This window comes from Sphingobacterium sp. G1-14 (genome assembly GCF_002196555.1).
Lineage (GTDB): Bacteria > Bacteroidota > Bacteroidia > Sphingobacteriales > Sphingobacteriaceae > Sphingobacterium > Sphingobacterium siyangense.
Map to the genome: position 1 here is coordinate 1875161 of NZ_CP021381.1, position 26255 is coordinate 1901415.

General features: G+C 45.7%; 31 protein-coding genes. All 31 read right to left on the reverse strand.

Features of this window, described 5'->3' with window-relative positions:
- Nucleotides 1-101: 101 nt before the first annotated feature.
- The 31 genes from CBM24_RS07795 to CBM24_RS07945 all read right to left on the reverse strand — a co-directional run bounded on the left by CBM24_RS07795 (nt 102) and on the right by CBM24_RS07945 (nt 25554).
- Nucleotides 102-527, reverse strand: a complete 426-nt coding sequence (locus CBM24_RS07795; RefSeq protein WP_088160768.1) for a hypothetical protein — start codon at nt 525-527, stop codon at nt 102-104.
- Between the two features lie 390 nt (nt 528-917).
- Nucleotides 918-1559: a hypothetical protein gene (locus CBM24_RS07800; RefSeq protein WP_088160769.1), complete on the reverse strand. Its 642-nt coding sequence runs from the start codon at nt 1557-1559 to the stop codon at nt 918-920.
- A gap of 32 nt (nt 1560-1591) precedes the next feature.
- Entirely contained in the window at nt 1592-2113 is a 522-nt protein-coding gene (locus CBM24_RS07805) for a hypothetical protein (RefSeq protein WP_088160770.1), read from the reverse strand.
- 77 nt (nt 2114-2190) lie between these two features.
- The gene (locus CBM24_RS07810; protein WP_232475718.1) at nt 2191-3408 is read right to left on the reverse strand and encodes an ArdC family protein; all 1218 of its coding nucleotides are present in this window, start codon (nt 3406-3408) and stop codon (nt 2191-2193) included.
- Complete coding sequence (locus CBM24_RS27235; RefSeq protein WP_157698405.1) at nt 3395-3571, reverse strand: hypothetical protein; 177 nt, start codon at nt 3569-3571, stop codon at nt 3395-3397. Before CBM24_RS27235 ends, CBM24_RS07810 begins: the two co-directional genes overlap by 14 nt.
- 8 nt (nt 3572-3579) lie before the next feature.
- Nucleotides 3580-4431 (reverse strand): DNA adenine methylase, encoded by an 852-nt coding sequence (locus CBM24_RS07815; protein ID WP_088160771.1) that lies wholly within the window; start codon nt 4429-4431, stop codon nt 3580-3582.
- Between the two features lie 523 nt (nt 4432-4954).
- Nucleotides 4955-5812 carry a hypothetical protein gene (locus tag CBM24_RS07820; RefSeq protein ID WP_088160772.1) on the reverse strand — a complete coding sequence of 286 codons (858 nt, stop codon included), beginning with the start codon at nt 5810-5812 and terminating at the stop codon, nt 4955-4957.
- A 36-nt stretch (nt 5813-5848) separates the two neighbouring features.
- A complete protein-coding gene (locus tag CBM24_RS07825; protein WP_088160773.1) occupies nt 5849-6403 on the reverse strand; it encodes a hypothetical protein in 555 nt (184 codons plus the stop codon).
- 6 nt (nt 6404-6409) lie between these two features.
- Nucleotides 6410-7195, reverse strand: coding sequence for a DUF4099 domain-containing protein (locus tag CBM24_RS07830; protein WP_088160774.1), 786 nt, complete (start codon nt 7193-7195; stop codon nt 6410-6412).
- Between the two features lie 6 nt (nt 7196-7201).
- Entirely contained in the window at nt 7202-7801 is a 600-nt protein-coding gene (locus CBM24_RS07835; RefSeq protein WP_157698407.1) for a M23 family metallopeptidase, read from the reverse strand.
- 29 nt (nt 7802-7830) lie between these two features.
- Entirely contained in the window at nt 7831-9870 is a 2040-nt protein-coding gene (locus tag CBM24_RS07840) for a TraM recognition domain-containing protein (protein ID WP_088160776.1), read from the reverse strand.
- 101 nt (nt 9871-9971) lie between these two features.
- Complete coding sequence (locus CBM24_RS07845) at nt 9972-10403, reverse strand: hypothetical protein (RefSeq protein WP_088160777.1); 432 nt, start codon at nt 10401-10403, stop codon at nt 9972-9974.
- Between the two features lie 57 nt (nt 10404-10460).
- Nucleotides 10461-11300: a conjugative transposon protein TraN gene (gene traN, locus CBM24_RS07850; protein WP_088160778.1), complete on the reverse strand. Its 840-nt coding sequence runs from the start codon at nt 11298-11300 to the stop codon at nt 10461-10463.
- Between the two features lie 11 nt (nt 11301-11311).
- Nucleotides 11312-12508, reverse strand: a complete 1197-nt coding sequence (traM, locus tag CBM24_RS07855) for a conjugative transposon protein TraM (protein ID WP_088160779.1) — start codon at nt 12506-12508, stop codon at nt 11312-11314.
- Nucleotides 12505-12930 (reverse strand): hypothetical protein, encoded by a 426-nt coding sequence (locus CBM24_RS07860; RefSeq protein ID WP_088160780.1) that lies wholly within the window; start codon nt 12928-12930, stop codon nt 12505-12507. The genes traM and CBM24_RS07860 overlap by 4 nt, the downstream gene beginning before the upstream one ends.
- The gene (gene traK / locus CBM24_RS07865; RefSeq protein WP_088160781.1) at nt 12908-13528 is read right to left on the reverse strand and encodes a conjugative transposon protein TraK; all 621 of its coding nucleotides are present in this window, start codon (nt 13526-13528) and stop codon (nt 12908-12910) included. The genes CBM24_RS07860 and traK overlap by 23 nt, the downstream gene beginning before the upstream one ends.
- A gap of 11 nt (nt 13529-13539) precedes the next feature.
- Nucleotides 13540-14679 carry a plasmid transfer protein gene (locus CBM24_RS07870; protein WP_088160782.1) on the reverse strand — a complete coding sequence of 380 codons (1140 nt, stop codon included), beginning with the start codon at nt 14677-14679 and terminating at the stop codon, nt 13540-13542.
- A gap of 11 nt (nt 14680-14690) precedes the next feature.
- Complete coding sequence (locus tag CBM24_RS07875) at nt 14691-15479, reverse strand: hypothetical protein (protein WP_088160783.1); 789 nt, start codon at nt 15477-15479, stop codon at nt 14691-14693.
- Nucleotides 15480-15482: 3 nt separating this feature from the next.
- Nucleotides 15483-16163 carry a hypothetical protein gene (locus CBM24_RS07880; RefSeq protein ID WP_088160784.1) on the reverse strand — a complete coding sequence of 227 codons (681 nt, stop codon included), beginning with the start codon at nt 16161-16163 and terminating at the stop codon, nt 15483-15485.
- Nucleotides 16160-16819, reverse strand: coding sequence for a hypothetical protein (locus tag CBM24_RS07885; protein WP_088160785.1), 660 nt, complete (start codon nt 16817-16819; stop codon nt 16160-16162). The genes CBM24_RS07880 and CBM24_RS07885 overlap by 4 nt, the downstream gene beginning before the upstream one ends.
- Entirely contained in the window at nt 16816-17478 is a 663-nt protein-coding gene (locus CBM24_RS07890; protein ID WP_088160786.1) for a hypothetical protein, read from the reverse strand. Before CBM24_RS07890 ends, CBM24_RS07885 begins: the two co-directional genes overlap by 4 nt.
- A 30-nt stretch (nt 17479-17508) precedes the next feature.
- Nucleotides 17509-19989: a TraG family conjugative transposon ATPase gene (locus CBM24_RS07895; protein ID WP_088160787.1), complete on the reverse strand. Its 2481-nt coding sequence runs from the start codon at nt 19987-19989 to the stop codon at nt 17509-17511.
- On the reverse strand, nt 19970-20266 hold the full coding sequence (locus CBM24_RS27700; RefSeq protein WP_232475719.1) for a DUF4133 domain-containing protein: 297 nt from the start codon (nt 20264-20266) through the stop codon (nt 19970-19972). Before CBM24_RS27700 ends, CBM24_RS07895 begins: the two co-directional genes overlap by 20 nt.
- A gap of 2 nt (nt 20267-20268) precedes the next feature.
- The gene (locus CBM24_RS07905; protein WP_088160788.1) at nt 20269-20583 is read right to left on the reverse strand and encodes a DUF4134 domain-containing protein; all 315 of its coding nucleotides are present in this window, start codon (nt 20581-20583) and stop codon (nt 20269-20271) included.
- 34 nt (nt 20584-20617) lie between these two features.
- Nucleotides 20618-20917 carry a DUF4134 family protein gene (locus tag CBM24_RS07910; protein WP_232475720.1) on the reverse strand — a complete coding sequence of 100 codons (300 nt, stop codon included), beginning with the start codon at nt 20915-20917 and terminating at the stop codon, nt 20618-20620.
- An 18-nt stretch (nt 20918-20935) separates the two neighbouring features.
- Nucleotides 20936-21283: a hypothetical protein gene (locus CBM24_RS07915; RefSeq protein WP_088160790.1), complete on the reverse strand. Its 348-nt coding sequence runs from the start codon at nt 21281-21283 to the stop codon at nt 20936-20938.
- The gene (locus CBM24_RS07920) at nt 21280-21648 is read right to left on the reverse strand and encodes a hypothetical protein (protein ID WP_088160791.1); all 369 of its coding nucleotides are present in this window, start codon (nt 21646-21648) and stop codon (nt 21280-21282) included. Before CBM24_RS07920 ends, CBM24_RS07915 begins: the two co-directional genes overlap by 4 nt.
- Nucleotides 21645-22370, reverse strand: coding sequence for a ParA family protein (locus CBM24_RS07925; RefSeq protein ID WP_232475721.1), 726 nt, complete (start codon nt 22368-22370; stop codon nt 21645-21647). Before CBM24_RS07925 ends, CBM24_RS07920 begins: the two co-directional genes overlap by 4 nt.
- Nucleotides 22306-23505 carry a relaxase/mobilization nuclease domain-containing protein gene (locus CBM24_RS07930; RefSeq protein ID WP_088160793.1) on the reverse strand — a complete coding sequence of 400 codons (1200 nt, stop codon included), beginning with the start codon at nt 23503-23505 and terminating at the stop codon, nt 22306-22308. The genes CBM24_RS07925 and CBM24_RS07930 overlap by 65 nt, the downstream gene beginning before the upstream one ends.
- Before the next feature lie 16 nt (nt 23506-23521).
- Nucleotides 23522-23935: a plasmid mobilization protein gene (locus CBM24_RS07935; protein ID WP_088160794.1), complete on the reverse strand. Its 414-nt coding sequence runs from the start codon at nt 23933-23935 to the stop codon at nt 23522-23524.
- Nucleotides 23936-24573: 638 nt separating this feature from the next.
- Nucleotides 24574-25554: a toprim domain-containing protein gene (locus CBM24_RS07945; RefSeq protein WP_088160796.1), complete on the reverse strand. Its 981-nt coding sequence runs from the start codon at nt 25552-25554 to the stop codon at nt 24574-24576.
- Between the last annotated feature and the right edge of the window lie 701 nt (nt 25555-26255).

Sequence of the window (26255 nt, forward strand, 5' to 3'; positions counted from 1 at the left end):
CCGGATCTCTTTTAATTTTCTTGCGAAAATGTGTCCTATTCTAGATCTCGTGATGCTTTTTAGCCTCAAATTCCTTTTATTTCAATCTCTTTTATTAATTGTTAACGCTTTGGCCCTTTCTGCCAATATGGGTGCATGTCTTCGGGAAGAGTCAATTCAAGTCTGCTTGTTAGCGATACTGTAGCTAGACTCAGTATTTGGTTATTTGATAATATCATGTGGAATGCTTTAGGTACTTGTGATCGACCTTCATTCTTCAGGATTAAATAGACGTCCATGAAGGTCTTGAGATTTTTTTCAGTTAATAGTTGCTGTTCTTTTATGGTCTGGGACAACTCTCGAATCGATTTGAATACTAGCAGGGCATCTGTAAGATAAAGAGACTTTTCACCATCTTCGAAGCTGACTTCCATTATCTCATTGTCATAACTTGCGTAGGAAATTGTGCCGAGATGCCCCTGTTTCTGTGCAGGATCGATAGGTAATAGAGGGTGTATCAATACGTGTTTATCAATTAATTCTTTCATGTAAAATTGCATATTTATTGTGTAAACATTTGTATTACAGTGGTATATTTCGTAAATTGAGTTTAGGAACTAAACTCAATTTGATTATGGGAATGGTATTATATTTTTTATTTACATTGTTTGTCTCGTGCGGCACTTTATTTGTTGCGATGAATATGTCGGGAAGTAATTCCTTACTTCTTTGGTGTATTGGTATGGGTATTTGGATACCCTTTATTTTTGTTGTGGACCGCAGAGAAAAGGAATCGAGAAGGAGGAAGGAAAGAGAACGGATGCTTGATGAGTGGTTAAGGTCACAGACAAGAAACCGATATTAAGTTTTCAACCTGCTTTCTATTCACGAAAGTAGCTTCCGAATTGTTTTCAGCAAATAATCCAATTATTAGATCATTATCTGGATCTATTTCTATTGCTTTCTTCTTCTTTATATGGAATCATTCCATACCGAATATTTCTAACCAACGGTTTTACATACTGCTGCTCATCTAAACCTGCTGCTTTAATAATACTTTCTGGAATGTTGGTATTTAAGAGTTTATTCCCATCCGTTAACAAAGGAAGGACTTTTTCAGAGAGATCTTTTAACACTATTTCCGGTCCTTTTGGGTGAGCCAGTAGTTGTACCATTGGCAAGGGGTATATAAAACCGCGGAACGATTGATCTGGGATGCCTAAGACGAGACCATCTAACATGCGTTTATTCAATTTGGTATTGAACCGGTCTATTTCTTTTTTCTCCAGATAAAGATGAAGTAGATCATCAATATACTGCGCTAGATCCATATCCCATAAAAGATCATCCTGCAATTTGTCTTCAGTATTTCTTGGCGGCAGTTCTGCGCAATATTTTTCAGCTTCCTTAATGAGAACCTTTCCTTTCTCGTCTTTCGCCTGATAATAGGTAGCGCCTCCATGGCCATTATTTTTGGCGTAGCCTGCGTGTGTTCCATTGATATAAAGATTAGCGGTGAAGGCATGTGTTTCCTCACTAAGCTGCGCGCTGTGATGGATTTCTTTTAATTCTATTTTCATAATGACATCATTAACTTTTAAATGAAATATGATTAACGAGATCGTCCTATAAAATTCTGCCTCTCTATGGAGATGATCTCAATCTGGGAGGTATGGAACACAACGAATTCAGGATGGTCGTCTCCCAGGCTGGATATGATGCCATCATATCCAGCTTTCTCAAACATGAGATGACTGTCTTCACTGTTCAGACTGTCATATAGATCACCGATTTCACCCAGGCTTATTTCCCGGTTGAGTTTGCGAAGAGCTTTTTTTGCTTCAAGCTGGTCCCCTGTGAGGATTTCCCAAATGAGGGAGGCCTGATTTTCTAGAGAGAAGATGGAGTGAAGGCGTAAGTCTATGGGGTTCTTAATATCAAGGTACGCGGTGATCAGGATATCACCGAACAGTAATGCATTTTCTTTTTTGTCAGCAAAGAAAAAGCCATGTTTTGTATTGTCCCAGCCGGTATTGCTACCTTTAAATGTGGCATCAAATTTATCAAAGGTTGCATCTGTGCCATGGTAATAGGGCCGGGAATTATCGAACAGTTGAGAATCTGTTATTTTCATAAAAAATCATTATTAATGACAGTAGTAGGACCGGATACTACAGCTGAATAAATAGTAATAGGATGGAAGCGTCTGCTTTATCTTTTTGGGACTGGGACAGAAATATCTTCTTTTACAGGTTCCAGGTCTGGTTTTGAATCTTTAATTCTTGTTTGCTGCAATTGTTGTTTGCAATTGATCAGCGACCTGTAGAGTTCATCATTTTTTGTCAGGGCAAAAAAACGACCGCTATTTAATTCTTCCATCCGAAACCGTCCTTTTTTTAACAGTCCTGTTACCTTAAAGATGTTATCCTTGTAAGGAATCTCATCTCCAATAAAAAGTCCTATTTTTTTTAACTCAGGAATAGCCTGCTCAGGCTTGATCTCATTTGCATTTGACTGCTTGATTTCAAGCTTTCTTTCAAAAGTCAATAGGTAGTTTAATATTTTTTCAGCATCTGCGGCGGCAGCATGGATTTCAAAGGGATGATCAGTGAGGAGCTGGATCCAGCTTTTCACATAAGCGGCATGTTGTCCGGGGTCATGTCCTATCTTTAGCTCCTGACCAATGAGCATCGAAGCTATTTCTGCGCGCAGTTCCTCGCGCGCATAAGCTTCTGTACCGAACTTATTGAACAAAGATCTGTCGAGCCTGCTGTTATGGCCTGTCCAGTGCGCCAGTTCATGCAACAGGGTGCCGTAATAGAGGCCTGCGCCTGAAAACTGTTCCTTTAAGGGCATGGTTATCGAATCCGTATGCAGATTGTAGAATGCGCGGTTTCCCATGTTATGAAATAGCTTAGCTTCAGTGAGACTTACGAGTTCTTCTGCCCTTAGAATTGGATCCCAGTCCCGGGCAAGTGCTGTTTCTTTTGCCATTGGCGGGATACCATCGACCTGTTCCGCATTAAATACCCATGCTGCGGTAACAATGGCATGGTCAAGCGGGACAGAAATTTTGATGGGTTTTCCGTTTTCATCCAGTATTTTCTTGCCCTTATCATCCAATTTAGGAATTAGATCCTGGGTTTTTACATACTGGACGAGCCTCGCTTTTTCGCCTTTTCGGACCTGCCAGTCCATAGCTGCAGCCTGCTTGAAAGTCATCCATCTGGGGTCAGCCCTATCGGCTGAAAGCAGTGAAAATATGTTAATACCTTTATAACGCTTTCCGGTAATTGCATTATAAGGAAATTCTAATGTGGCAGAGCTGTCATTCCATGGCTTTTGCCATGGCGCTGTTCCTTTTTTAAGCCTTTCGATCAGATCGGCTGCGACCTGCTCATGGAGCGATTTTATTTTAGGGTTGGCCATCTTGATCCTCCTGTTGACTAGATTTATCAAATTCCTCCATGGGCCATTCATCGGCATAGTCGGTACCGTAAATGACCGCTTCTTCCAGCGAAAGTCCTATTTCTTTCCCTTGGGTATATAACTGGCGGAGTTTACCCATTAGTGTTTCAAAATGTTCTTCCATATTGTTCGTTATTCAGGATCGTCAGTATCCGGTATGGTCAATTGAACGGCGAGCTGCTGGCCTATGGGATAGTTTGCCACCAGCACCTCAGTTTTGGTTTTCTGGTTACCGGCTTTGGCATTGACGGAAATCTTTTGATTGATGGACCATTTCTGCCAGCCATATTTCTTTGTGAAGCGTTTTAAGATAGGCGAGGGGTAAGAGGAAAGCAGAAACTTCCCTTTGATACCACTTAGCAGATTAAGCAGGTCCTCATAGTCTTTCTCTGTGTAACCATCATAATGTCCAAGATCAGAATTAAAGTAAGGGGGATCGCAGTAGAAGAAGCTCTCTGGGGTATCCCTACTTGCGATGACGTATAATGCATCGGCACATTCCAGCTGACAGCGTTGGAGTCTCTGTGCAAAAGTGCGGGTAAAGCCGTGACGTTTGGTATTGATTTTTTTTGTTGTGGTGTTTTTTGACAGATCGAATCCCCAGGTACCATCTAGAATTCCTGCGAAAGACTGTGTGCTCAGTATCCAGACGGCCCAGGCTCTTTTGACCCGGTCAAACATATCGGGATTATTATAGATAAGGGAAGCTTTTCTGTGGAGATCACGGCTGTGCAGGCTCGTACTGATTTCCGCTTCCAGTGCTGAAAAATCTTCTTTGACAGTTCTATAAAAATTGATCAGTTCCCCATTGGTATCATTGATGACCTCTATTTCCGAGGGGCGCTTGGCAAAGAAAATTGCGGCCCCGCCGATAAATGGTTCGCAGTATAAGGTGTGCCTAGGGATGAGGGAAATGATGCGTGAGGCTAATTTCTGTTTACCGCCGTAGTAACTGATGGGCGTTCGTAATCTAATGGTGTGCATAGGATCGGAATATAGTGGGTCAGAGAATATTATCTATGGTGAAATCCAGCGGCACGTTATCCACCAGAAGTGTTACCCTGCATTTTAGGGCCGGTTTGCCCATACTACATACCTTAAAGCGCTGGCCGCTGAGATGGTAGTAAGGGGAAGACTGCTCTAGGTTTAGCGTAGCGAATCCGGATGCCCTGATCCTGTCTATGCGGTTGAATAGTTTCTTCATAGCTAGAAATTTAATGGTAGAGAACGCTCCTGACATAGGGTATTCTGAGTGGGGAATGGCATGGTGGTCAGCAGTTTTTATTAGCAGTGCCAAAACAGCTGCTGACCTTCATGCGCGGGTGTCAAAAGGTGTTCGGGAAGTACCCGGCGCAGAAAAGCACCCGGCGTTAGCGTGGTGCGATGCGCCGGGTACTTCCCGATCTCCTTGCAGACAAGGGATAATTAGCTTAAAAGCATCTTTTTTTGAAATCAGTTGTTTCAATTTTTTCGGTATGATGCCATATATGGGTTCTATTCTGCGGGTTTATCTTCCGCGTTTTCTGTCTGTCTGCTGATCAGGCTCCTGCTTCCAGGGCAGGGCGTGCTCCTGCTTGGCGTTATTTGTAATCACTTGTTCCTGCTTATCACTCTTAGCGTTAACCTGCTCCGGAAATATGGTCTCATGACGGATCTCATTCATATTCTTGTCGTAGATGTCCAATGTTTTCATCTGCGGGTTGGCCGCAATAGAAACAGGGATCGCTTTCTTTACGATCATAAGATCCGTGTGATAGTAGTTCCCTGCCCGCAATGTGCTGAGGACATTTTGTAATTTATCCGGGCTTTCGATGTCCTTGATGGGAAATTTAGCCAGCGTTTTCACCAGGTCATAGCCGTATTCGGGACGGAATACGCGCAGCGGATGATTTCCGTAAGCATCGGTTACATCCAGGTTGAGCTTAAGCCAGACAGGTGTCTTTTGGGACTGCGAATTGCCCTGCTGGGTTTCGCTTTTATTTGTCTTTAAGAATACTTCCTTTTCCAGGGCAAGACCGGATAAGAGTTTATAAGCCTCCAGGGCGGTTATGCGATGATCCCGGGCTAAATCAAATGTCTGCTCACGTACAATCGGATCATTTTTCTTTGTCAATGTGACCTTATAGTCATTGAGAAAATACATATCGCCGTCTTTGGAGCGGTTGAAATTGATCTTAAAGTTCAGATTTTCAGTTCGCTCTGACCCTAGATCTTTGCTTTCAGCAGGTCTCATCTGCGTTGTGATGCCCAGACTAAAGCTTGGCATTTCGCGACGTATCGCTGTTTCGAGTACTTCGTTGAGCTTGGTTCCAAATCCTAGATTTTCCAGCGTTTTCTTTAAATATTCAACATTGTTTTCGTTCATTTTTTTAAGATTTAAATTGTGACATCTGGTTTTACACTATTTTACTTTTGTGCTGCTGGCGAGCATAGCCATAAAGGACACGTAGCCTTTTGGCTTGATGGTCCGAAAGTTTGACCGCATGCCTGTAAGCGTCCGGAACCGGTGCAAAGAAAACCGGTCGGCAGGTGTCCTGAAATCAGAGCTGCGGTATTTAATATGGACTTCACCCTCGATCAGCAGGAAAGAAGCATCCCTATTTATTGCCCAGAGGGCAGTTTTGCAGTCGAACACGCGGCCAGATAGATCGTCATCGAATACAGCAATTATACGTGCGTTTGGGAACCGGTCACGGAGCGACTGTATTTGACCTGCGGAGGGTCTTAGCCCCAGTGCCGAAAAAACATTCGTCCCCGGATTATGGGTCCAGTGCGGATAGAACTGGCAGAAGCAGAGCAGATCGAGCGCCGTATGGAACAGGAAGTGCTGTCTTGCCATATAGGGTTCTACCACGCCGGCTGTTTCCGAAACGGTAACCTTATCAGGAACCAAGCAATCGATCCAAGTGGAGAAATAATCCAGCAGTTTTGGATCAATTTCCTTTAGCAATGGCATGTGTGTTTAACGGGAATTACCTTTCCCATAGGTCTGTTGCTGTTCATTTTCCTGTTTTGGGGTAGGGGCATGCGTGATTTGCTGCGCCCGTTGCATGTCCAACAGTGCCCGCTGATATCCTTCGGTGTAGGGATCCTTCTGTACGGTCTTGCTTCCGAAAAGATTTCGAAGCCCGCGCATCAATAGGTAGGAAATACCACCATCGAGGACGAGGGAATACAAGAGTGCCGTCCTGTTTGAAGTGACACCACTTCGGCTGCTTGCCCGGCGCTGCAGGCGGGTACCATCGGAGAGTTCCACAACTGAGCCATTGCGGTAGTGTTCTTTTTGAAGGTCGGAAAGCTGCTCTCCATTGATTTTTGCGGGTAACCTTACTTTTTCGGGGTCAGAGGAAATAAATTCCCGGGTCTCAGGGTCATATTCAATGATCCATGTTTTTTTCTTGCCATCTGCTGCCTGGTAGGTTTTCTGTACGTGGGTGAGCGTCCCCTGCTCAAGCTGGTCTGCTTCGACATCCAATAGCATCGGATGTTTCTTGATGTCCCGGTAAATGGGATGGAGCTGTACCGACATATGGCCATTCGCATCACGTTGCAGGGACAGCTTGGCATCCATTTTTTGGATATGAATGCCGTCGCCATGTATGTCATGAAGCGAGATGAGGTCCGTCCTGTGGCCGGCGAGTAGGGCGTCCATATCCTCTTTGGACAGATCCGGTTTACCGTTTTTCATCAGGCCGAGTTTCCTTAGGTCCGCCACCGGGATATCAGTTTCTAAAAATGGATTTTCCATAGAAATTTAATTAATGTTTGTTGTTGAGTTTGTCAATAATCCCTGTAAGAATTTCCAGGGATCAATGTATGTTTCTTTGCTACGGATACTGAGATGAAGGTGTTCTCCTGTGCTGCGGCCTGTAGATCCCGTAATTGCAATAGGAAATCCTGCCGGAAGAAGCTGTCCGTTTTTCACGGCTATACGGGAGAGATGTCCATAAATGCTGCAAATAAAACCATGGTCAATGCAGATAAATTTTCCCAGGTTTTTATGATACCCGGTAGATTGAACTCTGCCGGACATGATCGCACGGACAACCTGGGAACGGGCGGGGAGGTCTACACCGTTATGAAAGTGCTGTTTCCCTGTCAGGGGGTGCCTCCGCCATCCGAAAGTCGAAGAGATTTTATAGCCAGCCAGCGGCATGAAAACCTCAGGTTCCCATGGTGCGGCTTCCACCTTAGCCTGTCTTGCAGGCATTAATGGAGCCGAAATGTTTGCGGATGTCAGAACAGTATCAATAGTGGTATACAGTGAGATCTGTTTGGGCGGCCGCTGCTGCGCCAGTACGCTGCCAACAGATATTAGGATGATGACTACTGGGACAATCCACCTTATTTTCATGGAAGCTCTTTTTAACTTGCTTCTCAATATCATGTTTCCATATCTTTTAGGTTAACGGCTTTACCCTGAAATGATGGACGGGGCGGAGTGGAGGGCTTGAATTTTTCCACTACCTGACCGACCTCTTCACTGATCCTGTAGAAGTTCTGCAAAAGAATTTCATCTTTATGGTCTCCAAAGTCATAAAACACCGGAAGTTCGGGATAGGATTCTTCTTCCTTGCGGATATCCTGGAGATCAAGGTCGATGCGGCAATTAACAGCAGTCGTTTCAAATTGCCCCGTGTATCTGTCTACGGCATCCGATGCCAGCAGGCCTACCATTTCACCAGCCCTTAAAGAGGCAATCTTTCCTGCTGGTATCAGGGGTTCAAGTTTTTCATTCAGCGAAACGGAGGTTTTTGACCTATCGATAGAAAGGCTTTCGCCCATCTGCTTCACTTTTCCAAACAGGCGTTCCATCCATTCAAGCCCATCCTTATCACGGATGGAACCGCTGAGGATATTTCCGACGATGGAGGTGATCGTGTCTGCTGTCTCCTTGCCATATTGCTGCCTGAACATGGTCAGCCCCTGAACCCCCAAAATGGCCGAAACGCGGTTACTTCTGGCCTGGGAAATGATATCCTGTACTTTATAAAGGTAAAGGGTTGGAGCCTCATCCACCACTAGGCCTACGGGAATATTGCCCCGGGTGTTGATCAGCTTTGTAATGCGGTTGATGACCACGGAATAGGATGCGGAGTTTGTGCTCTGGGTATTGGGGTTACTTGCCAAAATGAGCATTGACGGCGCATCGGGGTTGCTGATTTTAAGGTCAAAATCGTCACCTGAGAATACCCAGAAGGTTTCTTTGGTTGCCAGACGGCTGATAAAGATCTTTAGGGTACCGACCTGCCCTTCGAGCTGATCAAAAGCCCGGGCTTTAAATGCTGTCATAAAAGGCGAAAGCAGTGATTCAAGTTCCCTGTTGCTGAAGAGTACCGTGAATATTTCTTCATAAGAACGGTTAAGAAAAGCAAGCACATGGGGAAAGCTGGAGTACCTGCCATCCTCATGTTTACTGAAAAAATAAATACAGGCGGCCAGAAAATTTACTGCGGACTGCGTGAAGAACTGATCACTGCCGGAAGCTTTATCCCCTTTTTTCATCGCCTCAACGAGTGCTTCAGCGGTTTCGGAGGCTTCTGCCAGCGTCTGAAGATAATCGCTGCGCCATGGGTTGATGCGCCTGCTTTTTTCAGGCTCGGTCAGGTTAACGACATGGAATTTGTAACCTTTGAGTTTACCCTGTTGTTTGCCTAGCAGGTAATGGTAATAAGTGACCTGACCAAGGTCGGGGAACTTGAAATCAAATACGCAGAGTGTCCACTCCAGTGCCACCAGCTGACGGATGATGGGCATGAAAATCGAAAAGCTCTTGCCCGATCCGGGGGTACCGATCACCAGGCAGCCCCTAAATAGATTTTCGATGACGATGAACCCTTTGCGTACTTTTTTCTTAAAGTAGAAAAGCATGGGGATGTTGACCGCATATGGTGTGATTTTAGGTTTTGTGGGCTGCATAAATGATTCCTCTTCCACATTCCATCGGTCCTTGCCGAGTTTGGAGCTGATAATTTTGGAGACGTTGTCCAGCGCGATATGTAGCAGCAGTGTACTTACAATGCTAGAAACGATATAACCGAGGTCATACCAGCTGGTGTAGGGAAGAGGGAAAATACCCTGCTTCCCGTAACACCAAAGGCAGAGCGGAAGAAATAAAATTCCAGCAACAAGCGGATAGACAATCGCATTTTTTGGATTGAGGTCTTTTTCTTTTCTACTGAGCGTACCGATAGAAACCAGGCAGATCAGGATCAGGGTGAAGAGCTTGCTGTTGAGCGGATCGTGGTAAATAACGATCCGTGCCATCCGCTCAAGAAAGTGAGAAAAGCCATAGCGTTCACTGAGCGGATGTCCGATGATCTTCTCTGCGTAAATGAACATCAAAATATCAATGCCTACGGAGAGATAAATGCCGAATTGTAGGAAACGGTGTGTTGCCTGCTGTTCTTTGGATTCTTCCATAAGTTGTTTTGTATTAAGAAAGCAACCCTAATGGGAGCAAATAGATTTTACTTAAATGGTTGGTGAACGAAGGCTTAAGAATTGCCGGCCAATAGGTGTGATTAAATTCCCATACCCGGACGCTGCTGCCTGTCGAGCCGTTCGATCTGATAATCGATCCAATCCTGCACGCTGAACACGATTGCTTTTGAAATCTTGTCGTGTGTCATGGCCCAGTCGAGCGCTTCCTGTTGCAATGATGCTTTACCGGTGGTATGCAACTGGTACATTTCCAGGATGTCAACCACTTCTGAGGGATCCATATCCAGTTCATAAATGTCTTTGCGCAGTTTTTCCATGAGGACTTCGGGTGGGACAAGCATCAGAAGCGCATCGTTTGTATAAAGTCCGAGCATCTGATTTTGAAACAGGACGTAGGAAGACCAGTCTTCGTAAAGAACATGATTGATCGCTCCAAAACGGCCCTGCATATGTATGGGATCACTGGTCAGTTCAGGGTGGATCATGACCGTGGTACCAACTAAGTTTTCCATCTGATTCTATTTTACTTAGGTTTATAATGTCCGTATATCAATGCCCCGTTAGCTTATTTAGAAGCTGTCAGCCTCCAAAATATCACGGTATCTGATCTTTAGGGTTACAGTCCGTCCGGAGATCTGTTTCTCTGAAAGTTCCACACTGAGGATCTTGCTGGCTGGAAAGGTTGCCTTTTTTAGTACATATATATTCCGGTAGGATCGTTTGAAGGAACCGGTTGGATAGAGTTGCCATATTGGTCTGATCTCAACGGACTGCACATTGGTGGCCTTGGTAATCTTTTTGTCCTCGATTTTGAAGCGCAGTTCATCGATATCATAAGCAAGGTTGGTGCTATTGTGATAGGTGATGTCCAGCAGCACTAGGTCACCCAGGGTATAAACATGGTTCAGTTCTGCCCTTATACCATACTGTTTCGCTTTTCGTACAGCAGCAGGATTGCGCATGGCCAGCAGGCTCAGCGCGTGGCTGCGCAGCTCGGGAGTACTGATTTCAACAGGCAGATGGAGCGGACGGATATGCTGGGGCAGGATATCATAACTTGCGGCAAGTTTATTGCCGCGGGTGGCAGTCGCCGATAGAAGTTGATATTGGGCGATAAAAGTCTGACCGATCACGGTGACGACGCCCAGGTTGTCTGCTCCTGAAGAAAGATTGCCCGTAGAATCGGGCACCCATTTTAGCCTGAGGACATTTTCTTCGGGCAGGTCCCCGGCAATGGCGTGGGAGGATATGTCTACGTAACGGATCGGTTCGGGAGATATAATATGCAGTGAGCTCGTGCTGTCCATGGTAATCTCGGGAAGCTGGGCACGATAGGTTCCGGCATCCTGTTGTGCAATGAGGTTGAGCCCCGCTAACAATAGCGACAGGAAAAAAATCAATTTCTTCATTTAATGTGTTGTTAATAGGTTTTGTTATTATTCTTTAGTTGCTGGCGATCGATCAGGTAGATCAATGTATTGTATTTGATTTTTACCTTATTCTGACGAACCATCTTATTGATCGCGGTGCTTGTTGATTGAAACATTTTTTGCACCAAGCTCATCACCAGCTGACTGTTGTTCTCGGCTACCTGTTGCAGGTTAATCCCCTGGCTGGCATTGCCGCCCAGTTCTTTTGCAAATTCCCGAAATGCCGATGCCGGTACATACAGTCCGGGAAGACCATCATGGTCATAGACATCGAGCTGTACCGGGAGGATGTGCTGTCCTTTCATGATGGACGATATGGAAAGATTTACGCGCTGTCCTGAAAAGCCTGTTATCAGCGCATAGATATAAGTCCCTTTTTTGATGAGAAATTTTCCCGCCATCATATCTTCCAAAAGTCGGATCCTTAAGCGGGAACCGGCATATCCTTTGATGTCCTGATCGATCATGGCGGTGATAAAGGTCTCATCCTTCTCGGGGGTTACCGTATTAAATATAGCGGCGACGGAAGATGCTTTATTTACGGAAAGGGGAGCTTGCAGTTGCTGCTGCTTTTCTAGCTGCTGTGATTTTTTGATGCGTTGCTGCTCCTGCTTATATTCAGGATCGTTTGCCTTGCCCATACTGTCCACCAGTTCCATCTGTTTTCTAAATAGCTCCATGGGATCGGGCTGGGAAAATTGGGTCTGTGGAGCAGAGCGCTGAACGGGCTGCCTTGCGGCGGCAAGTGCATCTGCCAGTGCCCTGTCCTGCTCGTCCGATGAGCTACGTGCCTGTGGCCGTCGGCCTGAAGCAGAGAAAGATCGGGGAGCAGCCCCGCCATAGCGACCTTTGAGCTCCCGGTCTATGGAGTCAAGCATTTTCTTCTCCCTGTCGTTATAGGGATTGACGAGCGGCTGTGATGCCGATTCTTCCTCGAGCAGATGTCCTATGGCGGTATAACCATCGGCCTGTTTATATTGGTTTCGGTAAGCTTCCAGCTTATCAGAAAGGCTCCGGTTAAGAACCTGCTCGGATACGTTCGCTAATCCGGTCTGTAAGGAGTCCTTTCCTGCCTGTGCCGGTTGAGGTTTGCCGAAGCTGCTTTTATAGGCATAATAAAATATGCAGAGAAATGGGATGAAGATAAGAGGCAGCACGTAACGCGGTTTTCTAAAATCTATTTTCATGGGGTATTATTTTGGTGATAGATGGTTTTCTGGAGCTGCTCAAAACGTTTGAGCGCATCTGTGAGCCGGATGCTGTCCGAAGTATCCAGGCTTTCTTTAGCAATTATTGTAGCGATAGTATCCTGGATCGCTGTGACCTGCTGCAAGGCATCATAGGCCCCCAAAACACCTGGGAGTCCGCTGAGTGTACCGCTTGCAGGTGCTTTAGGAAAAACAGGTATGCGATGTGTTGCACTTTTACGCATAACGGTAAAAGCAAGAATTCCTGAGGCAAGCAAGCAGATCAGCATGCCGCTGAGAAAATATAGGGGATAGCGCTGCAGAAAGCCACGTACAAAATTTCGGGCCTGCTGTAATTTCTGCTGCAAAAAAAATATGTGGTCGGCAGAAGACCGGGGATTAAAAGGTGTTTTTTTGGACATTTTGCAGATCTTTATTTTCGAGTGTTTTCCATCTTGTGATCAGTACCGCGTGCGGATTGTTCTCTGAGCGTAATTCAAGATCGCTGAGATAACCTTCGGTAATCAGGGAACGGGTGATGGCAGAGCTGCGACGGTCAATCTTCTGCGTGCCGTAGTAGCGGAAATAACGCTTGGGCATATCCAGGTAGATGCTATCTGTCCGTAGCGTCAGCACCGCGCTTGAAGAGAGGATGGAGCTGAAAAAACCTTTCTCCTTCAAATTGTTGTATTGCAGGGCTCCGCTTTCATCGATGAGGTACATGGCCTGCTTCATCTGGTATTCGATAAACCTGTCGTCAGGCGTCAGGGAGAAAAATAGGCTATGGAAACGTGCGATATGGGAACGGTACTCGGCCTCACGGTTCATCTGCACATCTGTCTGTCTTGCGGAGAGGGGTATGTTTGCAGCATCCATGATATAAATACTTTTGCGGGCACTTGCCACCTGACGATAAGCAAAAAAGGAGACCGACAGCACCATCAGTACCGCTGCAATAAGACAGCCGGCCGATAGAACGGTTGCCAGGCGGACTTTGGATTCTATATTCTTTATGATCATTTTGTATTGTTCTATTTTAGTTTCATCAATAGCGCCATTGCCTTGCGGGACATGCTTGAAGCGCCCCTTCCCATGGTAGAGGCCGCGGAGGATATGCCACTGGTGGAAATAACCCAGGTGGAGATACTGGGAACGGTGAGCATGGTCAGCGCGCCGATAACGAACGTAGCGATAACCATTCCGAATGAAAATACCCCGAAGGTCATGTATGTCGCAAGTTTCCCTAGATCGGGCCCTGATGTTCCCAGCAGCGCCTGATAGCGGGTGATTTCTGCCTCCAGGGCATAATGTTGAAAGAGGGAAGCGATATACATCACCAGATAGGCAATACCCGAATACAGATTGACGGCAACAAAACGAGCGATCCATGTCGAAAAAGAATCACGGAATGCAGGCAGGATACTGGATGCTACTGAAAAGGGACCGAGTATGATCAGAATGGTGGAGAATATAATCTGAATGATAAAGATAACATACACCGATATTCGCAGCAGCCAGATAGCCAGTGTTTCAAATATCGAAGTGACCAATAAGACCAGATTGGCCTGGAGGCGGTTGCGCATTTCGACAATCGGGTTCCAGACTTCCGCAAAACCTTCTTTTACGGTAGATTTGACCGAATCCCATGCTCTTCTGTACCAGACGTCGGCTTCCGTTTTTGCTGTTTCGGTCTGCGCCTGAACAGTAAAAAGCTGGTCAGAGAGATCGACCATCAATTTGGCGCGCTGGACACGCAGGTCATTTACTTCGGTCTGGCTCCCATCGAACATCGCTTCCGTCTTACTGGCGATGATATCAGTCGGATAAGCTATAACGCGCGTAAAAGTTGGCCACCAGAGGATTACCATGGCGAGGCCAAAAGGCCTTAAAAGGGGCATAATTTCGAGCTGCTTATCGCCGGCCATCATTTCATAGATCTTTATACTGAAGAAAATAAGCATAAAAATAGCGCAGAGTGCCTGTGCATCAGCGATGAAAGCATCGTAATGCGTCCAGATGGTTTCCTTCATCTGTTTGAGAAAGTGCATCATGCCCGATTCATAGACACCGTCACCCTGAAGGAAGTTGAAGGTATCTTTAAAGGAGTCCGGCACAGAAACGGGCTGTCCCTGTGCCAGGAAATTTGAGGTGAGCGTTGTTATCAGGTTCATGGGGTTTAATTTTAGAGTTTGGACTTTTGGAGTACATCATCCGCGATCTGGAAGTCTGTCCGCCCGAGGGGAAGTACGATAGGATGGCCTGACTGCTTAGCTTCTGCGTTTGTGCGGGTCAGGGATAGGAACAGTTTAGCGCGCTGCTTTTTTGCGTCCCATGCAGCATAGAGTTTCCGGTATTCCCCCAGCATCCGGTGGTAGGCGATGATGCGCGACCCGCGGTCCAGGTTTGTTGTCCTGGCAATTTCAAGGCGTTCAGCAAGGGCAGAACTTTCTTCCAGGTACCAGTCCAGCGTGCCGGTGCGTATCAGGTAATCTTTCACCGGTTGTTCCGTTCCTGAAAGCGCCAAGTCGGAAGAGATCTGGAATAAAGGCTGAAACTCTTTGCTGTAATAGAGCTGCCATAAGGGATCTGCCTGGGACAGCGCTCCTGCATAATTGACCATTTCAGTCAGGGCGGTATTGCGCAGCGTATCGGCATGTTTTTTATATTCCTCTTCGGTATGCTGCATGGCCGCGACAAGGAGTAAACGCTGGGTCTGGGCGCCAGAGCTGCTCAGGGGGCGGAGATCGTTTTTGGGGTAGTTGGGGTGCCATGCCCAGGTCAGCCAGTAATTGGGGTTGAGGCCAAGAAAACCTTTGGTCGGGGTAAACTTTTTTTTGTCCCACTGTTTGAAAACCATGCGTTCCTGTTGGTTTACGATGTGCTGGTCTGTCAGCCGGCGGGCGTTCTGCGCCACCCCCGGGGCCAGTGAAAGCAGGGCCATGCCAGCGAAAAGGATAAGCTTTATTTTCATAGGTCATTCTTTTATGATCTTGATTTTATAGATGATGTCATCAGCCAGGCGTGTATCCCGGTTAACAAATCCTTGATAAGGGTTTAGCATTCGTAGCATGCCGAGTATTTTAGCCCTTTCCATCGACCTGTGCATACTAAAGGCGAGGGCGCGCATAACCCGCAGCTCAAGTACGACCTTACGGAGAAGGGCATCGCGTTTTTCATAATCCATCAGTATGTCGCTGCCTTCCTTTAAGATAAAGTCAGATACTTCCATCGCCAGGCTGACCCCGCGACTTTTCATATGGGCAGCGACATCTTCTGCGAAAAGCAAAAGGTGGGGAGAACCTTTTGCAGTTTGGATCATCAGCTCGCACTCCCGGATGATCTCGCTTGCCATACCGCCGATCTGACCAGCGGTGAGACCCGTGCGCAGGATACCATTGACCTCAGCCAATGAGCGGTAGATCATATCCTGCACAAGTATGACCGAGGTTATGTTGATCTTGATGTCATCGAGTTTTTGATTTATTTTACCCAGATAGCTGTTATGTGTGGTTTCTGCTGCATACCGTACGGCTGCATTTTCATTGATAATAGCAAGATGCCTGCTATCACTGATAACGGTGGCGCCCTGACCATAGACTGCCGTGGTCATCAGAACCAGCCAGAAGGGCAGGAGAATGGATGTTCTTATTTTCATTGCCTGATCTGTTTGAGTTTTGCCAGAATGTCATTGATCAATTCCCGGTCCCGGTTGACAAAGCCTCCGAAGGGATTCATGGAAGCAATCATTTTTTTTCTTTTCGAATACTGCATATTGACTGCCAGTGCCCGGGATGTCCCTGCTATGCGCTGGAGTTCGGTGAGCACGTGTTCAAAGAGCATTTTGCGGTCGCTCGCTTTCATCTGGTTTAAATCCCCCAGGCTAATGGCGAGGGCATAAAGGTATCTGCTGAGCATGTAGGCCCGGTCAGCTAAATCAGCTTCCGTCGCATAGGCCATGGCGATGAGCAGGGCATCATCTGCTGCAAGCTGGACGATTTTGCGCTGGTTTTCGGTGATTTCTGAAATCAGGGGGGCGGCCTGTATTCCGATCTTGGTAGCGTCAATGGCAAACCCGAGCAGCTGAAAACGCTGTTGCAAAGTGCGGTACTTTTGTTTTAAAGCATCCATTTTTGAGCGGTTGACCTCTTCGTTTGCCGAGGCCTCGGCCTGTTTATCGCGGGCCGTTGACTGCCGCTCATGTTCATCTTTGCTATGCTCTACCAATTGATGCAGCAGTTCAACGTTCAGCTGTGCATGGCTTTTTTGGGAAATGAAGAGGAAGGATAGGGCAAAGACGAGTATTGCTTTCATGGCTTGAGGTATTTAGCATTGCGGACGATATCATCGGCAATGCGTTTATCAATATTGATAAATCCTGCATAAGGGTTGAGCGAATTTAGGATTCCGCGCTGCTTTGCCCAGTACATCGTGCGGTACATGCCGTAAGCAACTCCGCGCAGGATGGTGAGTTCCGTAACGATCCGGTTGAGCAGCTTGGCACGTTCGCCGGAATCCATTAGGTTCCCTTTCCCACCATGCATGATGAACGCACTGACTTCTGTTGCGAGCGCCGTTGCCCGGGTTTTAAACTCCCTTGCGCCCTGCTCAGCAAAAAGCAGCAGTACGGGATTTGTTCCGGCAATGCCCAGTGCCCTGTTGACATCGTGCACGATGTCAGCGCTGATGTCGGCAATATCCTTGACCGCCAGCAGATTTCGCATGACGGCAGATACTTCACTTAGCCCTTTGTATATTTTATCCTGCAGATCATTAACAATGACGAGCTGTCCGGTTACAGCAAGCTGACCGCGCTGGATCAGGGTGAGGTTATTGTTTGTGGTATTCAGCTGCCCATTTATGACCGCAGCATGCGCAGCTGTTGCGGCTGCTACGGCAGGATCTACATAGATCTGCGCCTGCAAATGGTACCCTAGTAGGAGGAATAGCAGAATTAGATATAATTTTCCCATGATATAAAGATGTTAAGGTTAATACCCCTGTTAAGCTGGCAGTGGTCTGCCGATCTGATTGATCTTGGATACAAATGCGCCCAACTGGAGTCCGCTGGCTTTCATATCGCTTACAAAAGCTTTCAGTCCCTGCTGATAATTGCCATGCTGGCCTACATAGATCTGTACCGCATTTTTTTCAGGTTTTTCGGTGGTGTAGCACAGATACTGATAGATCGAGACTTCCACCCCGTAGATTTCACCTGTTGTCCCACGCCGTATGTACACTTCTTTGAATCTTCCGCGTCCTTCCTTGTTGTCCAGTTGGTTGATGGTGAATATCTTACGCCTTTCGGTATCGGTGATGGAAAGGAGTTTTGCGATGGCATCGTAGTTTTCCCGGAATTTACTCTGGTCCAACAAACAGATGGTGTCCGAGTTGGCCAGAATACTGTCTTTGACAATCGGATTGCCCAGGATATCTCCAAGTTCCTGGGTTACCACGATCACTTCCCCCCAGAATTTCCGTACGGTTTTATAGAGGTATAAAATGTAGCCTGCCATCAGTGGACTCGCGATTGCTTTCCAGGCTTCCTCTATGATGAGGGCCTTTCTCCGGTCTTTTCGGTGCCGCATTTTCTGGAGAAAAACGGACATAATCGACAGAGTGACAATGGGGAAAATGGTCTTATTTTCCTTAATATTGTCAATTTCGAAGACAATAAAAGGAGCGGTAAACAGCGACTGATCCGTTGCCTCATTCAATAAAGTGCCGAATTCCTGACCGGAGAAGAACTTACGGAGCACGTAGCGGTATTCGTCCAGGTCAAAATTGACGGACTCCTGCTCGGTGATCTCCTTTATCCTCTCCACGGAGTAGACATAGAAGGAATCGAAATCCAGCTTTTCCGGGCGCCGGGGATTCTGGGGACCTGGATCCAGCCAAAAATGTTCATAGTAATAGGAGGAGAGCACATTTGAAAGAACCGAATCCTCAATCTGGGTAAGCATCCCCTCAGCTCCCTTCCAGAGCAGGGCGACTAGCGTTTTCAGAAAATCTTTCTGCTCCAGATTAAACTCCTCCTGTGACATGGCGAAGGGGTTCATGGAAAGTGATTTTTCTTCGGTATAGGTGATGTACTTGCCGCCATAATAGCTGCACAGTCCCTGGTAACTGTCTCCTGTATCCACGATGACCACGTCCATGTTGTACTGGCAATATTGTTCTACCAGTGCATTCATAAAAAAAGATTTTCCGGATCCCGAGGGCCCCAACGTAAACCGTGAACGATTGTTTGTCCTTCCCGTGCGCATGACTAAGTCCGAAGGATCAATTGCTACGGGAAGCCCCTGCCTGTCCGTAAATCGGATCAGAAAGTCGGAGTCCTCATCGGTCTGCAGGGATTCTTTAAAGAGTAGGCAGAGGGCGGCATCCGAGGTGGTGAGAAACCAGTCGTATTTTTTCAGTTCCGCAGCATTTCCCGGGAGCACAGTCCTGAAGAGTTCAAGCTGGTTGTAGGCATTTCGGGAAGGGATTATCCCCTGCTGGAAGAGTGCGGCTTCAATAAAATTTGCGGCCTTTCCAATTTTGTCGTTTTCAGCGCAGAGGAGAATATTAAAATGGGCATTGACCAATAACTGGTTCTCCCGAGCGACGTCCACCAACAGCTGATCGATATCCTCGACACAGATAAGATTGGCCGGGTCGGGAACCCCCGAATGGCGTTTACGTTTGAGTTCCAGTTTGCTCAGGGTGAGCTGCTGGTCGGGAATTTCGATCAGCTGGTTATAGACCATGCAGCCGTAATCGGGGACCTGATGTAAAAAGAACAGGTTGTCCACCGGAAATTCCCGCAGGTTCCGCCCATCATGTTTGTAGGTGTAGGTGCCTATCGTTTCGGGGAGATCGATGGCATCGGTATTGACAAGGCTGATGCTGCGCACCGAGCGGCTGCCCATGCCAAGCTCCTTTTCGCCTGCAAGGAGGTTATCCAGTGCGATGTTGTCCGAAGAAAAATCCATGGCGAGCATGCGGGACACGTATTGATGGATCTGTTTTTCGGTAAGCCGCTTTGGCATTAATCCTGCTCCCTCCAGCAGATCGTGGACCTTTTCGATCTGCTGTCCGAATTCGATGAGCACTTTGGGATCGTATACATAAAATGCTCCTTTTTTGATCAGCCGGGTTATGGTAAGATAAGTGGTAATGACTGTATACTCCCTTCCATGAAAATGCTCGTTATATTTCTGTTTCAGGAACTCTGTAGCCTTTTCAGCATGGTAAATTTTACGGGAGAAAATATCCTGCTTCTGGATGATATAACCTTCACCGAGGATCTTGATCAGGTTAAGAAGAACAGAATGATATGCCAGGTAAGGCTCCGGATCTGCTCCATAGTGCATGACCGGATTGTGTAAACTGAAGATAGCCGAAAAATCCCCACGTTCTCCATATAGCAGTGCTTCAAGATTAAAATGATCTATACCTGCATATGGCAATTTGAATACTGTTTTAGGATGAGCGCTGTGCATAATTTTTTTTAAGGTGTACGGAATGGATGAAGGCGCCTTTGTTTCGGGTTTTGTCGTGCAGGCCTTCTTTTTGGCGGTAAAAGGTGAAGGTGAGGCCACCGGCGATGGACAGTATGGTGATGAGTCCTCCGAGGTACATATTGGTCAGTGCCCCCAGGAGACCTCCGCCGACCAGTCCCATAATCAGGAAGCCGATACCCCAGCCGATGAACTTCCCTTTGAAACCGCGGTAGACAAGGGGCTTCTGTAGCCCCTTGTAGATGGAATACCTGTTCATGATCAGACGCCGAAAAAGGCTTTGATGACGACTGAAACGAGTACTAAGAAAAGGCAGGAACCGCCCCATCCCATGAGTTCTTTGTTGATGTCGTTATCACCTGAGTTCCATTTGATGTAGACCCTTACGCCACCGACGATACCGACAACGGCCCCGATGGCCAGGGTCAATGTGGAGACAGGGTCGACATAAGTTGTCAGTGAGGAGGTTGCTGCATTGATTCCTGTGGTTCCGCCTGCTGTCTGTGCCAAAAGCATGTTTGTTGCACCGAGGATGGCCACCGAACATGCGAACAGCTTTTTTGTTTTTACTGTCATCTGAGAGAAGAAGTTAAAGGGTATGAAAAATGGGTTAATTGATCCCGTAGAGGGCTTTGAGAAAGACACCGACTAGTGTGAGGAAGAGACAGGAAAACAGCCATCCCATGACCTGGGCATCGATGTGATGGTGTTTCCCGGACTGCCAGTTGGCATAGATACGCAGTCCGCCGAGTATCCCCGATATGGCTCCGATGACAAGTACCAGGTCCGCGAAGCTGAAATACCAGCGGTGCATTTCACCTGTGGCGCTGTAGAATTCATTGATACCGGGCTGTGAGAAAGCATTTATCGGCCAGGCAAAAAAAAGGACGGCAATTGCCGTCCATAACATAATCCGATGCCACATCTTTTAATAGGGTATGGTGCTGGTATGTTCGATGAGGTTGTTTTTGGCGAGATTGAAAAGTTCTTTCAGGCTTACTGCACCAGTTGAAAAAACGTTTCCGCTTATGTTCCTTGATGTCTTTGGAAGCACTGTGGCGACTATAGGCTCAATTTCTTCTTCGGCCTGATCGGCAGCCGGGCTGGGAGTATAGGTTATGATCTGTGGCTGGATATCCTCTTCAAAAAATAGCGTATCATCCTTTCCCGGGGAAGAGTAAGGTTTTCGGTTCATGAAAAGATCGTAAAGCAGGTTCAGACCGTAATAGAATAAATAGGATAGGGTAAGGATTAAAAGGAAATTTGTCCAGTTCATAATGCTGTATTTTTAAGGGTTTCATTGATGTAATTGGCAAGCCAGGGATGCTGGTCAATGTATTGGTGGACGCAGTAAACGATGAAGCGGTTCATGTCGACTCCTTTTGTGAGCTTGATCCGTTTGAGCAGGTTCATTGTCTTTTTATCGACCCGGATGAGGCTTTTCTCCGTAGTTTCTAACTGAAAGGAGAGGATCGCATCAAAAAATAGATCAGCTTTTAATTCGTCAGAAGATAATTTTTTTTGCTTTTTTCCGGGAGCGGGCGAGCTTTCTTTGTTTTTAGCTTCTTGGGTCTTGTTTTCGGTTTCACTGCTGCGAAGCTCGTTTCGGAGCCTGTCGGCGAGCGATTTTATTTCGGTCATTTTGGATCCTCCTTATTTATGTAATTGTCATATATCAATTGAAGTATGGGCAGGATGGCGGGCAGTACGATTGCCGGCGTATAGAGGGTGGTTACGCGTTGAAAATCAATGCGGTCAGCGATGCCTGGTGTTATTGCTCCAAATTTTGCCAGCACTTTATCCACTTCCGTTCGGGTGTCGTAGCGTACATTGGGTTTGAGCCTGTTGGGTATAAACACCAGTGGAGCCTTTTTATTTATTTTTGTTGTGACCATGGCAAATAGCAATGTTGAATCCACGGAGAATTCATCATAGGAAAAAGGACATAAGATGAGGTTGCCGGAACGTATGACCGGAATGAGATCATCGTCATCCATTTTACCCGGTAAGTCGACAAGCACCGTTTCATCTGGATTCTTCGTGAGTACTTTCAGTAAAACCGGGAACTGGTCCAGATCGACCGAGACGATTTCATAAGGTTCTTCATTTTCAAGGATCTTCGCTTTTTCGTATTTACTGGATATGGACTGCTGATAGTCCATGTCAAGCACAGTAACTTTTTGCTCATACACTGAAGTCAGGTAATTGGCTAGTAACAGGGTCAGTGTACTTTTACCTGCACCGCCTTTTTGATTTCCTATCAGAATGACCATATTTCGGATATTTAAAGAATTAATATTATCTGGTGTTGGTACGGGACTTACGCTTGCGCCGACGGTTTCGCCCCAGGATGGCTTCATCATCGATATCATCTGCAATATTGATATCCACTGTAAGTATGGGGATTTCAAATTCGGATAAATCCTGAGCGCCATTGGCCAGATCAGCTGACTGCCCTCCGTTAAGCTCGGTGGATGATTCCTCCAGTTGAATATTGCTGTTGTTACTCGCTGTCAGATTGGACTGTTCATTGGAAGTAGCAGCCTGTTTTTCTTTAGGTAGTTTTTTCACCTCTATGCTGCTGAAATGATCAGGTTTTGGGGCAATAAGTTCTTTCAGTACCATAATCTCGGCTCCTTTATATATGGCCTTACCTGAGTGGTCGAAAAGGGTATAACCGTAAGGCGCTTTCCCATCCTTGCCGTGAAATACGAACTGAAGACCGAATTGATCGCGAAGGAAATCTGCTAGATTTGAGTAGTATCCATTCTCATTGTACTTGATGGATGGATCACGGCTATGCTTATATTTTTCGATGAGAGCCCTGATCTGGATCAGTCGGGCTTTGTCTTTTTGGTACGAAGCGATTCGCTCGTCCACTTTAGATAGCTGGATCTGACCAATTTCGGTTTCATTTTTATTTATGCAGTACATATTATTTTTTCGGACAAGAGTATAGCCCAAATTCTCTAGCAGCATCATAAATTGTGCTCGGGTAGAGTAATTATAGGAGAGTGCCTTTTGCAGATGGCTCGTCAGTTGTTGCTCCCGGTCTTCTCCCATAATTTGATTTAGTACGCGATAGGCTTTTAGCTTCTCATAGCGGTCCGAGATCTTCTTACCATCCCTTCCCACGCGGGTTGAAACCAGATGCACGTGATTGTTATCGGTATCCTTGTGAAAGATTAAAAGGTAAGGCTGCTCGCCATATCCCATGCCATCCATCCATTTTTGAGCAATTTCCGCGAGTTCTTCTTTGCTGTGCTGACGGCCTTTTGTGGATATTGAAACATGGAACTGGGGGTATTTGATTCGTGTACTGCGAGTGGAGACAGCTTGTAGGTAGTTGATGTAGTCCTGTGGCCGTAGGTTCTCCATTCCCTGAAGTGCGCCAAAATTCTTGACAAGCAATAGTTCGCCTCTGTTTTTGTCAACTTTTCCGCTGTTATAATTAACGGCTTTAAAAGTTGTTGATTTTTTGAGGATCTTGACAATCATAACAGCGGAATAAATGTTATCGTGGTTTCATCGCCCGAAGTATATGGCGGAGCAACTTTTCAAGCTCTTGTTGAAAATGGATATAGTCCGAAAATAAAAGATTAAAATCTTTTACGATCTGCTCATTTAACCGGCCTTGTTTATTGATCGTGTTGGCATGTCTGGCAAGCTGGTTGATGTTATTTCCCGCTCTACCCATTTCGCTACCGATGGAATCTAAAGCATTGAGCAGTTCAGCTGTGTTAATTGTCCCTGTTATACCTTTCTCCAGTACACGTCTTCGGATCAGTTCCATGCGGTTTAGCCCGGATCTTTTTTGAATTTCTAGAACAGCCTTAAATTCATCTTCGGTAAGTTTAGCTTTGATAATATACGTACGTTTTCCGCTCAGCATTGGAGGTCTCCCGACTTTCTTTTGTACTTTTTTCATTGGAACTTATTATTCTTAACTGCGATAAAGCTTTAGCCTTAAAATCTGCTTTAGCACGTTTTAAAAGAGAAAAACCGAGTTGCGAAGGTTTTTCCCCTTTGTCCTGCAGCTCCCCAAAAGGGGCACCGCAGGGCAAAGGCAAGGTGGTTTTCGGGGTACCCGAAAACACAACTTGCAGGGAGCAAAACACAAGGTGGTTTGATGCCTGAATGAAGACTCCGTTGTGAGCGGGCGGAGCTTTCGGGGCTTGCGTGAGGGATGAAGGTTATACGTGATTTGCCGCTTCGGTTTAGATCGGTCATTGGTGTCAGTTTATAGATGGAATGGACAATTATTCAGGATGGCTTAAGTGCCTATTAGCAATCTGTATATTTCGCTTTTTAGCCAATTTGCAAAGTAGGTTCTTAGACGATCAGCTTATTTGGCTCATGTTTATGTGGCTTATTTGCATATTTGCCTAGTGCTAAATAAGCTTAATGGCTTATTTGCAAATTACATAGCCAGATCATGAGCTTACTAGCCTAATGCTTATCTCGCCAATCACTATGTTTGCATATTTGATAAGCTGGTTATTACATATTAAGCTTATCAGCTAATTTGTAAAACTGGAATCTTTTTGTGAATGGAATCGGTATATTTTAGCGTTTGTAGGTTCCCAATATTTTCTCATAAATATTTTCTTCTTCCCAGGGAAGGAGAGTAGGTTTTCTGGCGAGCAGCATTTCGTTATAGTCTTTAAAACCCGTGTAAACTTCTGAGCAATCTTCTGCATGTGGAAGTTTGTGCTTCAATAGTCCAAAAGCTGTTTCTCCTGCCTTGTCACGATCAAAATATGCGCTGATCTGGCGGTAGGTTTTTGCCTTCTCTATTCCAATATCCAGGAGGTTCACAGAATTTAGTACAATTATGGAATCGGCCGCGTTAGGATTGTCTTTTAGCCAGCTAAGATAGTCAAGGAAGCCTTCAAAGATTGACAGCTTTTCAGAGGATGCATTGAAAAAGGATATTCCTTTTCGACCGAGGCAGGCTTTGAATTCGAATAGTCCAATTCTGTTCCTTAATTCCCATCCTCCGTTTTCATTCTGCCATCCCGCTGAAAAATATGTTCTTCCTTTTTTCGGTCCACTTTCAATAACATAGTATACTTCTTTTATCTTACCTTGAGCTTGCTCTAAAACTCCTCGTTTTTCGAGGTATTTTGTAATTGGTGGATTGTTGCCGAGTTCTTTTATATCCTGGATTTTGTAATTAGCGACGCGTGTCCCTTTTAATCTGGGCCGTTTCTGTCGATAAGGATCTGAGGATATCTGTCTGATGGGTAATGACATAATATCATTTATTTTATTCAGGACTTCAAGGAATGTTGTTGGGTGCCAATAGGCCAGAGCAAAGTCAATAATGTTCCCGCCCTTGATGCCAGAAAGGTTAGCCCCTCCATGATCGAACCATACATCTAGTTGGTCGTTGACACAAAAAGAAGGTGTATTTTCATTTCGGAGCATGCTCCTGTAGAAAAGATCTCTTCCCGATCTGTGGGTAGGCTGATGGCCGAGCCTAGCAAGGAACTCAACCAATGACACTTCGTCCTTGATCTGTTTTGCGTTTCGCTGTGTTTCCATAAATTGCTGGATTAAAATATTTCAGAAATAAAAAAAGGGAGCAAATCTTTGCCCCCTTGGATATGTATATGGGTTGTTTTTCTATTATTGATATTATCGAGTATGTATCTCTACATTAAGGCTAACTCTTTAATCTGTCTCTCGGGAATACACACGTAGGTAAATACATACCTGCCGAAACCGGCTGCCTTCGGTTCATCAAAAATAGATCTGATGATCTATGTTGACTGCACGATAATTTCCGTTTTTTATACGGAAATGCTTCTTCCCACAATGTCAAAGAACGATTCCTTTATTGAGCAAAATTGGTGATGGTGCAGTCGGTGTTTTCCCAAGGTGGAAAGCTTGGTAATGATTTTTCTAGGGTTGATTTTCGGTCAAAAAGAAAAGTATTTATAAATCGGTGTAAGTGATAATAGTCTATAAAATGAAGGTTTTATTGAAAATCGAAACTAGATTTAAATAATATCAGTTTCTCAGTTTGGATCTGAGACAAAATGATTAATGTTTTGGTTTTCCTTACCAAGTTTATATTATTGGGGAGTTTACTTATTGGAGAATATTTTCAGAATTATTTTTCGGCATGTTTAGATTTTCATTCAAGTTTGAATCATAATTGTTCCTTTAGGCCGGCTAGCTTCAGTGAAAAGGATTTATTAGGAGATATTTCGTCTGAATCAAATCTTTGGTAATCACCCGAA

What these genes read in the sequence shown, in the direction of transcription:
- CBM24_RS07945 (WP_088160796.1), bottom strand. Translation starts at nt 25,554, where the DNA reads ATGGAAACACAGCGAAACGCAAAACAGATCAAGGACGAAGTGTCATTG.
- CBM24_RS07820 (WP_088160772.1), bottom strand. Translation starts at nt 5,812, where the DNA reads ATGAACGAAAACAATGTTGAATATTTAAAGAAAACGCTGGAAAATCTA.
- CBM24_RS07925 (WP_232475721.1), bottom strand. Translation starts at nt 22,370, where the DNA reads ATGATGAAGCCATCCTGGGGCGAAACCGTCGGCGCAAGCGTAAGTCCC.
- CBM24_RS07805 (WP_088160770.1), bottom strand. Translation starts at nt 2,113, where the DNA reads ATGAAAATAACAGATTCTCAACTGTTCGATAATTCCCGGCCCTATTAC.
- traK (WP_088160781.1), bottom strand. Translation starts at nt 13,528, where the DNA reads ATGATCATAAAGAATATAGAATCCAAAGTCCGCCTGGCAACCGTTCTA.
- CBM24_RS07910 (WP_232475720.1), bottom strand. Translation starts at nt 20,917, where the DNA reads ATGTTATGGACGGCAATTGCCGTCCTTTTTTTTGCCTGGCCGATAAAT.
- CBM24_RS07860 (WP_088160780.1), bottom strand. Translation starts at nt 12,930, where the DNA reads ATGTCCAAAAAAACACCTTTTAATCCCCGGTCTTCTGCCGACCACATA.
- CBM24_RS07825 (WP_088160773.1), bottom strand. Translation starts at nt 6,403, where the DNA reads ATGCCATTGCTAAAGGAAATTGATCCAAAACTGCTGGATTATTTCTCC.
- CBM24_RS07835 (WP_157698407.1), bottom strand. Translation starts at nt 7,801, where the DNA reads ATGAAAATAAGGTGGATTGTCCCAGTAGTCATCATCCTAATATCTGTT.
- CBM24_RS07875 (WP_088160783.1), bottom strand. Translation starts at nt 15,479, where the DNA reads ATGAAAATAAAGCTTATCCTTTTCGCTGGCATGGCCCTGCTTTCACTG.
- CBM24_RS07795 (WP_088160768.1), bottom strand. Translation starts at nt 527, where the DNA reads ATGAAAGAATTAATTGATAAACACGTATTGATACACCCTCTATTACCT.
- CBM24_RS07930 (WP_088160793.1), bottom strand. Translation starts at nt 23,505, where the DNA reads ATGATTGTCAAGATCCTCAAAAAATCAACAACTTTTAAAGCCGTTAAT.
- traM (WP_088160779.1), bottom strand. Translation starts at nt 12,508, where the DNA reads ATGAAAATAGATTTTAGAAAACCGCGTTACGTGCTGCCTCTTATCTTC.
- CBM24_RS07890 (WP_088160786.1), bottom strand. Translation starts at nt 17,478, where the DNA reads ATGGGAAAATTATATCTAATTCTGCTATTCCTCCTACTAGGGTACCAT.
- CBM24_RS07800 (WP_088160769.1), bottom strand. Translation starts at nt 1,559, where the DNA reads ATGAAAATAGAATTAAAAGAAATCCATCACAGCGCGCAGCTTAGTGAG.
- CBM24_RS07810 (WP_232475718.1), bottom strand. Translation starts at nt 3,408, where the DNA reads ATGGCCAACCCTAAAATAAAATCGCTCCATGAGCAGGTCGCAGCCGAT.
- CBM24_RS07830 (WP_088160774.1), bottom strand. Translation starts at nt 7,195, where the DNA reads ATGGAAAATCCATTTTTAGAAACTGATATCCCGGTGGCGGACCTAAGG.
- CBM24_RS07920 (WP_088160791.1), bottom strand. Translation starts at nt 21,648, where the DNA reads ATGACCGAAATAAAATCGCTCGCCGACAGGCTCCGAAACGAGCTTCGC.
- CBM24_RS07880 (WP_088160784.1), bottom strand. Translation starts at nt 16,163, where the DNA reads ATGAAAATAAGAACATCCATTCTCCTGCCCTTCTGGCTGGTTCTGATG.
- CBM24_RS07815 (WP_088160771.1), bottom strand. Translation starts at nt 4,431, where the DNA reads ATGCACACCATTAGATTACGAACGCCCATCAGTTACTACGGCGGTAAA.
- CBM24_RS07870 (WP_088160782.1), bottom strand. Translation starts at nt 14,679, where the DNA reads ATGAACCTGATAACAACGCTCACCTCAAATTTCCTGGCACAGGGACAG.
- CBM24_RS07845 (WP_088160777.1), bottom strand. Translation starts at nt 10,403, where the DNA reads ATGGAAAACTTAGTTGGTACCACGGTCATGATCCACCCTGAACTGACC.
- CBM24_RS07935 (WP_088160794.1), bottom strand. Translation starts at nt 23,935, where the DNA reads ATGAAAAAAGTACAAAAGAAAGTCGGGAGACCTCCAATGCTGAGCGGA.
- CBM24_RS07840 (WP_088160776.1), bottom strand. Translation starts at nt 9,870, where the DNA reads ATGGAAGAATCCAAAGAACAGCAGGCAACACACCGTTTCCTACAATTC.
- CBM24_RS07905 (WP_088160788.1), bottom strand. Translation starts at nt 20,583, where the DNA reads ATGACAGTAAAAACAAAAAAGCTGTTCGCATGTTCGGTGGCCATCCTC.
- CBM24_RS07915 (WP_088160790.1), bottom strand. Translation starts at nt 21,283, where the DNA reads ATGAACTGGACAAATTTCCTTTTAATCCTTACCCTATCCTATTTATTC.
- CBM24_RS27235 (WP_157698405.1), bottom strand. Translation starts at nt 3,571, where the DNA reads ATGGAAGAACATTTTGAAACACTAATGGGTAAACTCCGCCAGTTATAT.
- CBM24_RS07895 (WP_088160787.1), bottom strand. Translation starts at nt 19,989, where the DNA reads ATGCACAGCGCTCATCCTAAAACAGTATTCAAATTGCCATATGCAGGT.
- CBM24_RS07885 (WP_088160785.1), bottom strand. Translation starts at nt 16,819, where the DNA reads ATGAAAGCAATACTCGTCTTTGCCCTATCCTTCCTCTTCATTTCCCAA.
- CBM24_RS27700 (WP_232475719.1), bottom strand. Translation starts at nt 20,266, where the DNA reads ATGAACAGGTATTCCATCTACAAGGGGCTACAGAAGCCCCTTGTCTAC.
- traN (WP_088160778.1), bottom strand. Translation starts at nt 11,300, where the DNA reads ATGAAGAAATTGATTTTTTTCCTGTCGCTATTGTTAGCGGGGCTCAAC.